The organism is Arenibacter algicola (assembly GCF_018860365.1).
Lineage (GTDB): Bacteria > Bacteroidota > Bacteroidia > Flavobacteriales > Flavobacteriaceae > Arenibacter > Arenibacter algicola_B.
In genome coordinates this window covers 48849-59953 of sequence record NZ_JAHKPO010000002.1, presented here as the reverse complement: position 1 = coordinate 59953, position 11105 = coordinate 48849, and the positions used below count along the sequence as shown (strand labels likewise).

Sequence of the window (11105 nt, the reverse complement as noted above, 5' to 3'; positions counted from 1 at the left end):
CCTATTTTAGGACGACTCAGACTTTTATTGAATTATCAGTCGTTCTTTCTCTCCTTTTTTATTCAACATGGTAATACTTGCTCTGTCATACCTGGAGATTTTACCAAACTTGTTTTTGGCATCCTGTATATTGTTTATTTCCTCATCCCCAAAAGAAAGCAAAACTTTTCCTTCAAAACCATAATTTCTGTATGTTTCAGGGACTCCAATAATTTTAACGCCTTTCTTGGTCTTAAAAGTTTTTTTCTCATCCTCGGTCAAGTTTTTAACTTCAAAGCCAAGAACAGGGATAATGATCGTTTGCCTTTCCTTAAGCATCACTGGAAATTCCATTCGCTCATCACCACGTAAAATGGTAACCAAAAGCTCGTCTCCAGGCCTCTTGGAAGATATATAGCCTATAAGATCTGCAAATTTGTGAATTTCAACATTGTCTATGTTTTTAATAATGTCCCCTTCTTTCAAATCTGCATCAAAGGCACCTGAATCCTCCTCTACGCCAGCTATATAGACCCCGTCAATTTCATTTATTCCGTTTTCAACGGCATATGGACTGTTCATGGGTACGGTATTGATACCTAAGATGCCTTTCTGTACGTTGCCGTATTCCATAATGTCCTCCACTACTTTTTTTGCAATATTGCTGGGCACTGCAAAGGAATACCCTACATACGAACCTGTTTGTGAGGTAATGGCAGTGTTGATGCCTATAAGGTCGCCATTGGTGTTAACCAAGGCCCCGCCACTGTTACCAGGGTTTACGGCTGCATCGGTCTGAATAAATGACTGATCCAAACTGGCCAATGCCCTGGCTTTGGCACTAACGATCCCGGCGGTAACCGTGGACGTTAGATTAAATGGATTCCCTACGGCCAAGACCCATTCTCCCACCTTTGTATTATCCGAATCCCCAAAAGCTAGATAGGGCAATTGCCTGTTAACATCTATTTTTATCAGGGCAATATCAGAATTAGGGTCGGTACCGATAAGTTCGGCATCGTAGGTTTTATTATTATTAAGAGTAACCTGCAGTTGATCCGCATTGGCAATTACGTGGTTATTGGTAACAATATAACCGTCCTGTGAGATTATTACACCAGAACCAGTACCCACCTGAGGGGTTTGACTTCCACTATAACCGTAGAAGTACTCCATGATGCTGGAAGGACCCTTGCTCACGGTAACATTTTTAACGTGTACCACTGCATTAACGGTGTTCTGGGCGGCCATAGTAAAATCTACTTCGTTAATACCCGCGCCCTTGGCAGAAGTTGGGGTGTAACTGGATGAAATCATCTTTGCCCCACTGTCCTCCTGTATAACTGCGTAATTTGGTTTCTCAAAAAAAAGTTTGTAAGCACCCAATGTAATAGCACCTGCAAAAACAGAGACCAATAATAAACTTCCAAATTTCTTCATAAAAACATTTTTTTAATTTGCTCAAGTAAAATTAACACAATTCTATAGCAATTATTTGGCTTTAACGAGTTTTTAACTGATAATAAAACCTTAATAAAATTATATATTTGCTTTATAAATTACAATATGCTACTAAATTTTTATAAGTACCAGGGAACGGGAAATGACTTTGTAATGATCGATAATCGCAAGGAATTTTTTCCAAAGGACAACGTTGGGTTGGTCTCTTTTTTATGCGACAGAAGATTTGGCATCGGTGCCGATGGACTCATCTTACTGGAAAATGATAAGGACACGGATTTTAAGATGGTCTATTATAATTCTGACGGTAGACAGGGTACCATGTGCGGTAATGGAGGCAGGTGTATTGTGGCCTTTGCCCATTTTTTAGGAGTTGTGGGCCAGAATACATCATTTATGGCGGTAGACGGACTTCATAATGCGACGATTGAAAATGGAATCGTTAGTTTGGAGATGCAGGACGTCAAAGAAATAAGGGAAAAGTCCAATTCTTTGTTTCTCAATACGGGTTCCCCACACCATGTTCAGTTGGTAGACGGACTTAAGGATTTTGATGTCCGCAAGGAAGGAGCTAAGCTTCGTTATGGGTTGTACGGGGAACAGGGAAGCAATATTAACTTTGTAGATCAGGCAGGGGAAGATACCTTTAATGTAAGAACTTACGAGCGGGGAGTGGAGGATGAAACCTTTTCCTGTGGAACAGGGGTAACTGCGGTTGCCTTGGCCATGTACCATTCTGGCAAGACCAAAAGCGATTCCGTAAACATCGTTACCCCTGGAGGTAATTTGCAGGTGAAGTTTAAGGGCAATACAGATGGATACGATCAGATATGGTTGACAGGTCCGGCACAACTTGTTTTTAAAGGTGAGATAAATGTTGAGTCTTAGAGGAGAACAGGTTTACCTTAGGGCCTTGGAGCCCAAAGATTTGGATTTTCTGTATGATTTGGAGAACAATCCTGAAATATGGGAAATAAGTGGTACTACTGCACCCTATTCCAAACATGTATTGGAACTTTATCTGGAAAATGCTTATAAGGATATTTATGAAGTAAAACAATTGCGATTGTGTATTTGCAATTTGAAAGGTATCGTATTGGGATTAATAGATTTGTTTGATTTTGACCCCAAGAACTTGAGAGTGGGCATGGGGATAATTGTGAGCCGGAAGGTGGATAGAAATAAAGGGGTTGGCGCTGAAGCCGTAGAGTTACTTACCAATTATGCTTTTTTAGTATTGGGAATGAGACAGGTTTATGTAAATGTATTGGAGGAAAACGCTCCTAGTATACATTTGTTTTCAAAACTGGGGTTTGAAAAAGTTGGAATAAAAAAGGACTGGATTTACTCCAATGGAGTTTTCAAAAATGAAATCTTGTTTCAAAAGATAAATAGCTAATGTACATAAAGAAAATTTTATTGGTTATCGTTATTGTTGGAATGTTGGTGGGTGGTGCCTTCGCCTTTATGGTATACAGGGCCTTCTTTGTGCCAAATACAGAATTCAATAATGAAGTAGCCTATGTGTATATACCTTCAAATTCGGACTTCGAAGAAGTTAAAGTGATTATAGAACCGCTTTTGAAGGATTTGAATACGTTTGAATCTGCAGCGGATAAAAAGGGCTATAGCGCCAATATAAAAGCAGGAAAATATGCCATTAAGAAGGGGATGAGCAATAATGATATTGTCAATTCCCTGAGAAGTGGCAATATTCCAGTAAAAGTTGCTTTTAACAATCAGGAGAACTTAGCGGATCTGGCAGGTAGAATATCCCTACAGATCGAGGCGGATAGTACGGCTTTATTGAGTGCCTTTGGAGAGCTGGAATTTTTAAAAGCCAATGGGTTTAACGATAAAACTGCGCTTTCCATGTATATTCCCAACAGTTACGAGTTTTTCTGGAACACTTCAGCGGAGGGCTTTAGGGAAAGAATGTTGAAGGAGTACAAGAGGTTTTGGAACGAAGAACGCATGGCCAAGTCCAAATCCCTGGGTCTAAACTCCTCGCAGGTGATTACATTGGCATCCATTGTACATAAAGAGACGGCGAAAGTGGACGAGCGGCCTAGAGTGGCGGGTGTATATCTAAACCGATTGGCCAAGGGGATGTTGCTACAGGCAGATCCCACTGTGATTTATGCGATTAAATTACATACAGGTAATTTTGATACCATTATAAAAAGGGTGTTGTACAAGGATTTGGAATTGGATTCGCCCTATAACACTTATAAATATGCAGGTTTGCCTCCAGGACCAATTGCTATGCCCGATATTTCGGCCATAGATGCTGTTTTAAACCCTGAAAAGCATGACTATTATTACTTTGTGGCGAATGTAGAAGATTTTGGTTATCACAAGTTTGCAAAGACATTGGCGCAGCATAACCGCAATAAGGAGCAGTACGTCCGGTGGATAAACAGTCAAAAGATAAACCGGTAAACCAATGACCCTTATTTCGGTGTCATTTATCCAATAATCATAACATTTTGTACAAAGTTGCGTTAAAATAGGTCTGTTTTTAAAAAACGGGCATATCTTTGCGAAGTGAAATTTAAGCAAACCCTTTTTTTGGTTGTAAGTCTTAAGAAAACAAATGTATGAGAAAGTGGACAAGTTATTTGTTCCCCGTTATCATGATTTTTATTCTTGTAAGTTATGGGTTTAAGCCATCTAAAATGGTGATTCCCGAGGCTTTTAGAGTAAATGGACCTACAGAAGTTTTGTTTCCCAAACACAGAACTGTATTAAAACCCACTATGGCTGCGCCGCCCTTTTTAGGTACATCCTACAACGGGTTTAAAGAGGCTTTAGCCTTTAAGGAATCTCAAGGAAATTATTTTACCACCAATGCCCTAGGGTATCTAGGAAAGTATCAATTTGGTATTGGTACCCTGGAGTTGCTAGGTGTTTACAACGCTACCTTATTTCTTAACGATCCAATTTTGCAGGAAAGGGTATTTCATACCAATCTTTCCAGAAATAAATGGATTCTGAGAAGGGATATTAAACGTTTTGTAGGCGTGGTAATTAATGGTCAGGAGATTACGGAATCGGGTATACTGGCGGCTGCACATTTGGCAGGAGCGGGGAATGTAAAGAAGTACTTACGGTCTTATGGGGAATTAAATGTGGATGATGACTTTGGGTCATCGGTTTCATATTACATCAAGAAATTCTCTGGTTACGACATATCCCATGTAACCCCCAAGAAAAATCCTAGAATATAAAGAATTTGTAATTATGAAAATGGAAAGGCCCTAACATATTGTTAGGGTTTTTTTTATGCGTGAATTATAAAAATAGTTGGTCTCTTATGAAGGTCAACAGAAATTCTTTGCCAATCCATCACTTTTTTGGTTGCGATAAACTCTGTGGGCAATGTTATGTCGCAAGCAATGCAAACCAAAGTTTGGGGAGAAAGTGTTTTTATTAATTCGGCCAATAGTTTATCGTTTCTGTAAGGCGTTTCAATAAAAATCTGTGATTGATCAAAATCTCTGGATAGTTTTTCAAATTTCTTGATGCTCTTTTTTCTTTCCCCGGATTCGATGGGCAAATAGCCGTTGAAAGCAAAACTTTGACCGTTTAGCCCACTTGCCATTAAGGCCAATACAATAGAGGAGGGGCCAACCAGTGGCACAACCTGTACTCCTTTTTGATGGGCAATACTTACGATATCTGCACCGGGATCCGCAATTCCCGGGCAACCAGCTTCCGATATAATACCTACATTATGGCCTTCAAAACAAGGATCTAAAAAAGTGGGAAGAATTTCTGGTTCCGTAAATTTGTTAAGTACGTTGATGTGTAAACTTGGCTGCGACTTTTTGGAACTTATCTTTTTTATAAAGTGCCTAGCCGTTTTTTCGTTTTCAACAATGTAATGATCAATTTGTTCAATGGTCCTTTTGATGGATATTGGCAGAACCTCCAAGGGTTCGTTATCTCCCAAGGTTGTTGGGATTAAATACAACTTTCCAATAGTGCCCATTGTTTGGTCCATAGGTATTAGATTATTTATGAATTATGTCCTGTGCAATAAGGCTGCATGCCGAATCAATTAAATGAAATATTTTTTCAAATCCATCTTCACCTCCGTAATAGGGGTCTGGAACTTCTTTGTTGGCCACATTTGATTTATGAAGTAATAAATTGACCTTGGCAATCTCGGTTTCATTTTCGGCCAGGGCAATTATGTTTTCGTAATTACTTCTGTCCATAACGTATATCAGATCGAATTCGTCAAAATCTTTGGCTGTGAATTGCCTGCATCGCTGTTGGCTAATGTCGATACCATATTTTTTGGCAATTGATATAGATCTGCTATCCGGTTTTTTTCCAACATGATAACTGGCGGTACCCGCAGAATCCACCTGGATGGTTTCCTTGTCCAATTTGCTTTTCAGAATACCCTCGGCCAATGGTGACCTACATATATTTCCCAAACAGACCATAAGGACTTTGGTTCTCATGGCAGTGGAGGTATTAAGAAAACTTCTTTGTTAGGTCATCTATGTATTTTCGGAACTGCTTGTCGGTCTCTGCAAGGTTATCCACGGTCTTACATGCGTGTAGCACTGTAGCGTGGTCTCTTTTTCCGATTTGGGATCCAATACTTGCCAATGAGGCTTTGGTGAATTTTTTAGCAAAGAACATAGCCAATTGTCTGGCCTGTACAATATGTCTTTTTCTTGTTTTTGACTGTAGTGTGGCTACATCCATTTCAAAATAGTCGGAAACTACCTTTTGAATATAATCAATGGACACTTCCCTTTTGGTGTTTTTAACGAATTTCTCCACTACCAATTGGGCCAATTCCAGAGTGACTTCCTTTTTGTTGAAGGAAGATTGGGCAATCAAGGAAATTATTGCTCCTTCCAATTCCCTGATATTGGTTTTTATATGCTTGGCAACATAGTCTATGATGTCGTCGGGCATTTCCACACCGTCCCGATACAATTTGTTTTTTAAAATCGATATCCTAGTTTCGTAATCGGGTGTTTGGAGCTCAGCAGATAAACCCCATTTAAAACGGGAAAGCAAACGCTGTTCTATGTCCTGCATATCCACAGGGGCTTTGTCCGAGGTTAGGATTACCTGTTTGCCATTTTGGTGCAAATGATTGAAAATATGGAAGAAAACATCCTGTGTTCCGGATTTTCCCGATAAAAATTGTACGTCATCAATAATGAGCACATCGATCAACTGATAGAAATGTATAAAATCGTTTCTTGTGTTTTTCTTGACCGATTCAATATATTGTTGGGTAAATTTTTCAGCAGAGATATATAATACTGTCCTTTCTGGATATTTATCCTTGATCTCCACGCCTATGGCATGGGCCAAATGTGTTTTTCCTAAACCTACACCACCAAACACCAATAATGGATTAAAGGAGGTTCCCCCAGGTTTGTTGGCAACGGCCATACCAGCCGATCTTGCCAGTCTGTTGGAATCGCCTTCCAAGAAATTATCGAAATTATAACTTGGGTTTAATTGGGATTCAATCTTTATGTTTCTTATCCCTGGGATTACAAAGGGATTTTTTAATTCCGGATTTTTGGATTTTATGGCCACGTCCAATTCTTGGGGCTCTACATGGGATCTATTGGAACTTGGTATTTTTTCTGTAAAAGGTTCACGATTGCCATAGGTGTTTTCCATTTTAATGATGTACACCAATTTAGCAGTCTCACCCAATTCTTTGGTAAGGGCAACTTTTAATAATTTAACATAGTGTTCTTCCAGCCATTCATAAAAGAATTTACTGGGAACTTGAATGCTCAGGGCATTATCGGAAAGCTTAACAGGTTTTATTGGTTCGAACCAAGTTTTGAATGCCTGCGGTTGGATATTGTCTTTTATAAAGCCCAAACAATGGTTCCATACGGACGTTGCAGTAACACTCATTTTTAAAGTTTCTTTTTTTTTGGTTAGTGTAAATTACGGATGATATTCGGCCAGGTTAATTGGGACTATCAAGTGGGCAAATATGTGAACAAATATTCTAAAAAAAAAATCCAAAGTGGTTGAATTTTCTCTTTTTTTTTCTCATGTTGTACCACAATATTTTCACACTTTTAAATATAAAGGTTTTACACGGAATAACATGGATTTTAATGAATTTTCTTTTAGGGTCAGGTATGGCGAAACAGATCAAATGGGCGTGGTTTATCATGGGAATTACGCGCAATATCTGGAGATGGGACGGGTTGAGTGGTTAAGGTCTATGGGCATTTCCTACAAAAAGATGGAGGAAAACGGAATAATGTTGCCTGTAATTTCTTTAAATATTTTATTTAAGAAATCGGCAGTGTACGACGATCTTTTAACGGTTACAACTTTTATCCGCAAGCGGCCTATGGTGAGAATAGAATTTGACTATGAGATACGAAATGAGGCCAAAGAATTGTTAATAGAGGCCAACACGGTTCTGGCATTTATGGATATGAAAACCAATAAGCCTATAAAATGTCCAGATTATATTCTGGATAAGCTAGACATCTAGTTTTTTAATTTTCACGGGATACATTGCCGTGAAAATATTTTCGGTAAGTAGGGCATCGTTTTTCCTAACGGATATCTCAATTGTGCAATCCATTTCCATTTTCTGGGTAACAATTTCCATTTGATGCTGCTTTAAGGTTCGCATAACCTTGTCCATTTCCGAATATTCAAAACTAAGTATATATCGTTGCTGTAAAGTCTTTTCTATAATTTCCGCTGAATCCAGTGCCATTTGCGCAGCTGTTCTATAAGCAGATATTAAGCCGCCGACCCCTAGTTTGGTGCCGCCAAAGATACGGGCTACGGCTACTAGGACGTTGGTTACTCCAAAAGACTGTATTTGTCCGTATATAGGCATTCCTGCGGAATTATTGGGTTCACCATCGTCGTTGGCCCGGTAATTAATATCCTCAAACCCCAATTGCCAGGCATAGCAGACATGGTTGGCGGTATGGTGTTGTTTTTTTAACTCCTCAATAATGGGTTTTACCTCGTCCTCATGCTGTATTGGGTAGGCGTAACCAAAAAACTTGCTTTTGCGTTCTTTGAACAAAATTTCCTCCGAAGGTGCTTTTAAGGTTTTGTAAACGTCCAACTCCATATAGATATATTAAAAAAAAGCCACTAGGAAAATGCTGATAATGGCCAGTGTTATTCCCATCCAATTTTTGATGCTAATACGCTCCTTGAACAAAACAACCCCTAAAAGTGTAGAAAACATAACTATGGCTACATTGTTAATGGTAAAGACAGAGGCACTATTTAGGTTCTCGTGCTGTAGTGCGCGCAATAGGTAAAATATCGAAAAATAATTTAGAATGCCCAGGGTAATTCCTCCGATTGCAGTCGTTATATTGGGTGCTAACCGTTTCTTGAAGGACTTGATAACAATAAAGACAATGCCTGTACATGCGGCAGAACCAAAAACCACCGCTGAAAATAGCGGGAACTCCTCGTTTGGGACCAAGGTCTCCTCCAAATACTTAATACTGGTGTCTATTATCCCGGAACCAATAAAAACCAGAGCGGGCAGTATAATGATATTTTTTTTAAGCGGGATATCCTTTTCTTTTACAGATGCAAAGTATACGGCGGCCAAGGCCAATAGAATACCTATGGATTTTAAAGCTCCCAGTTTTTCATTATATACCAGCAAACCAAATATTACTGGTATTACCAAGGACATTTTTGTAGCAACCGATGCCACTGAGACTCCACTTTTTTGAGAGGTGGCGGCCATAAGGTTAAATACGACTATGAACAATACGCCCAATACCAAAGTTCCCAGAAACCATGGTTTCGCCGGAATTTCGAACAGTTCAATTTTTTTTTCATAAAAAAACATTCCTACTGCAGAGGCTACCACATAGTTGATTATGATGGCGTAAAGAGTCTGAATCTTATAGGTGTCGAACAATTTAAACACCACAAAAATTAAGCTGGAAAACAGAATACTTAATCCAAGGTCCAACATACTAAAGTCTATCCTTTAAATGAACCACATCTTCCTTGCCCACCAAAAGGTTCCAGGTTTTTATACCCAATTCATTGGCCGCATCCGTATTTTCTTTGGTGTCGTCAATAAACAGTGTATGCTGCGGGTTTAAATTATTTTGTTCCAGAACAAATTGAAATACTTCGTGGTTTGGTTTTCTCAATTGGATTTCGTGTGATAAATAAAACTGTTCAAACAAATTTTTAAATCGATCAAAACTTTCATTGCCCATAATCTTGGTTACATGTGGAATGTGCAAGGCATTGGTATTGCTTAAAAGGAATAATCTATACCTGTTTTCTTTTGCCAAGTTTTCCAGAAAGTTCAGGCGATATTCTGGGAAATCCAACAACATGGAATTCCAAATATCAGTAATGGCCTGTGGACTAAGGTGTGGAAAATCAGGTTGTAGTCTCTCTACAAATTCCTGTGGACTAATTTTACCAACTTCGAAGTCCTCGTTAATAGTATGGTATTTCGGTAAAAATTCTTGGATGCCATTATCTTGCAATGCTCTAAAAACTACCTGTTTGTCCAGGTTGATGAAGATGTCCCCAAAATCGAATATGATGTTTTTAATCATGTTTTAAGAGTGTTAGTATGTCCGATTCTATTTGCGTTTCCTTTTCTAGGAAGCCATGGATTCTAGGAGATTTCAGACCTTCCTCAAATTGATCCTTGCCCTTAAAGATCCTGGCCTCGTCCCATAATTGAGAGTCTATAAAGCTTTGTAGTGTTTTGGCTCCTCCTTCAATGATAACGCTTAGAATTTCATGTTTATGTAGGATGGTACAAATTTGGATAGCCAAATTATTTTCAAAATCAATAACCTCATATGTAATTCCGTGTTGTGGATTTTTGGGCAGATGGGCGGTGATGATGATGGTTTTTATGCTTCCATCCAAAACATTGTGTTTATTGCTGATTTTCAACTCCCTGTCCAAAACAATTCTAATTGGATTCTGCCCTTTCCAATGCCGAACGTTTAACTTGGGGTTATCGGCCAATACTGTATTGGTCCCGACCAAAATAGCCTGTTCCTGACTACGCCATTGGTGGACCAGTTGTTGGGAGTATGGATTGCTGATCCAATATGGTTCGGGATTGTTACGTCTTTTATCTTGGCTGGGAGCTATGAAGCCATCGGCTGTTTCTGCCCATTTCAAAATAATATATGGTCTCTTTTTGATATGATAGGTCAAAAACCGTTTATGGTGTTCCCTGCATTCTTTTTCCAGGACACCCACGATAACATTGCAGCCTGCAGCTTTTAGTTTTTCCACACCCTTGCCGGCAACTTTTTCATGTGGATCCAAAAGGCCTATAACAACATTGGGAATCTGATGCTTAATAATAAGGTCTGCACATGGAGGTGTTTTTCCATAATGGGAACATGGTTCCAGGGTAACATATAATGTAACTTCTGTTAGAAGCTTCTTGTCCTTCACTGAATTTACAGCATTTACCTCTGCATGTGCACCACCATAGGGACTGGTGTAGCCCTCTCCTATAATTTTGCCTTTATGTACAATAACACTGCCCACCATAGGATTGGGAAAGGTAGTTCCCAGGCCATTTTTGGCCAGCTGTATACATCTTGAAATATATTTTTCGTGTATCTTCACCTCGTAAAAATAGAACAATATAAGTAGATTATTGG

Annotated in this window: 13 protein-coding genes; 5 read left to right on the top strand and 8 right to left on the bottom strand. The window is 39.1% G+C overall.

Annotated features, from left to right (window positions below; all coding sequences use genetic code 11):
- Nucleotides 1–24: 24 nt before the first annotated feature.
- On the bottom strand, nucleotides 25–1419 hold the full coding sequence (locus KO529_RS02030) for a S1C family serine protease (RefSeq protein ID WP_215946270.1): 1395 nt from the start codon (nucleotides 1417–1419) through the stop codon (nucleotides 25–27).
- A gap of 126 nt (nucleotides 1420–1545) precedes the next feature.
- On the opposite strand from KO529_RS02030, the gene dapF reads away from it, so the two are divergent.
- The 4 genes from dapF (at nucleotide 1546) to KO529_RS02010 (ending at nucleotide 4670) form a co-directional block, all read left to right on the top strand.
- Nucleotides 1546–2328 carry a diaminopimelate epimerase gene (dapF, locus tag KO529_RS02025; protein WP_215946269.1) on the top strand — a complete coding sequence of 261 codons (783 nt, stop codon included), beginning with the start codon at nucleotides 1546–1548 and terminating at the stop codon, nucleotides 2326–2328.
- Nucleotides 2315–2839, top strand: coding sequence for a GNAT family N-acetyltransferase (locus KO529_RS02020; protein WP_215946268.1), 525 nt, complete (start codon nucleotides 2315–2317; stop codon nucleotides 2837–2839). Before dapF ends, KO529_RS02020 begins: the two co-directional genes overlap by 14 nt.
- Nucleotides 2839–3882 carry an endolytic transglycosylase MltG gene (gene mltG / locus KO529_RS02015; protein WP_215946267.1) on the top strand — a complete coding sequence of 348 codons (1044 nt, stop codon included), beginning with the start codon at nucleotides 2839–2841 and terminating at the stop codon, nucleotides 3880–3882. The genes KO529_RS02020 and mltG overlap by 1 nt, the downstream gene beginning before the upstream one ends.
- A gap of 158 nt (nucleotides 3883–4040) precedes the next feature.
- Nucleotides 4041–4670 (top strand): hypothetical protein, encoded by a 630-nt coding sequence (locus tag KO529_RS02010; protein ID WP_215946266.1) that lies wholly within the window; start codon nucleotides 4041–4043, stop codon nucleotides 4668–4670.
- 53 nt (nucleotides 4671–4723) lie between these two features.
- On the opposite strand, the gene KO529_RS02005 is transcribed toward KO529_RS02010, so the two are convergent.
- Genes KO529_RS02005 through dnaA form a run of 3 tightly spaced genes read right to left on the bottom strand, consistent with a single transcriptional unit; the run spans nucleotide 4724 to nucleotide 7353 of the window.
- The gene (locus KO529_RS02005; protein ID WP_215946265.1) at nucleotides 4724–5446 is read right to left on the bottom strand and encodes an SAM-dependent methyltransferase; all 723 of its coding nucleotides are present in this window, start codon (nucleotides 5444–5446) and stop codon (nucleotides 4724–4726) included.
- 10 nt (nucleotides 5447–5456) lie between these two features.
- A complete protein-coding gene (locus KO529_RS02000) occupies nucleotides 5457–5915 on the bottom strand; it encodes a low molecular weight protein-tyrosine-phosphatase (RefSeq protein ID WP_215946264.1) in 459 nt (152 codons plus the stop codon).
- Nucleotides 5916–5928: 13 nt separating this feature from the next.
- A complete protein-coding gene (dnaA, locus tag KO529_RS01995) occupies nucleotides 5929–7353 on the bottom strand; it encodes a chromosomal replication initiator protein DnaA (RefSeq protein ID WP_111625544.1) in 1425 nt (474 codons plus the stop codon).
- A 199-nt stretch (nucleotides 7354–7552) separates the two neighbouring features.
- Between dnaA and KO529_RS01990 the strand changes: the two genes are divergently transcribed.
- Nucleotides 7553–7951, top strand: a complete 399-nt coding sequence (locus KO529_RS01990) for an acyl-CoA thioesterase (RefSeq protein ID WP_215946263.1) — start codon at nucleotides 7553–7555, stop codon at nucleotides 7949–7951.
- Here KO529_RS01990 and KO529_RS01985 read toward each other — a convergent pair.
- Genes KO529_RS01985 through ribD form a run of 4 tightly spaced genes read right to left on the bottom strand, consistent with a single transcriptional unit; the run spans nucleotide 7940 to nucleotide 11070 of the window.
- Nucleotides 7940–8551 carry an IMPACT family protein gene (locus KO529_RS01985; protein WP_215946262.1) on the bottom strand — a complete coding sequence of 204 codons (612 nt, stop codon included), beginning with the start codon at nucleotides 8549–8551 and terminating at the stop codon, nucleotides 7940–7942. The two genes, KO529_RS01990 and KO529_RS01985, sit on opposite strands and share 12 nt — an antisense overlap.
- A gap of 9 nt (nucleotides 8552–8560) precedes the next feature.
- Nucleotides 8561–9424 (bottom strand): DMT family transporter, encoded by an 864-nt coding sequence (locus tag KO529_RS01980; protein WP_215946261.1) that lies wholly within the window; start codon nucleotides 9422–9424, stop codon nucleotides 8561–8563.
- Nucleotide 9425: 1 nt separating this feature from the next.
- Nucleotides 9426–10028, bottom strand: a complete 603-nt coding sequence (locus tag KO529_RS01975) for an HAD family hydrolase (RefSeq protein ID WP_215946260.1) — start codon at nucleotides 10026–10028, stop codon at nucleotides 9426–9428.
- On the bottom strand, nucleotides 10021–11070 hold the full coding sequence (gene ribD, locus KO529_RS01970) for a bifunctional diaminohydroxyphosphoribosylaminopyrimidine deaminase/5-amino-6-(5-phosphoribosylamino)uracil reductase RibD (protein ID WP_215946271.1): 1050 nt from the start codon (nucleotides 11068–11070) through the stop codon (nucleotides 10021–10023). Before ribD ends, KO529_RS01975 begins: the two co-directional genes overlap by 8 nt.
- Between the last annotated feature and the right edge of the window lie 35 nt (nucleotides 11071–11105).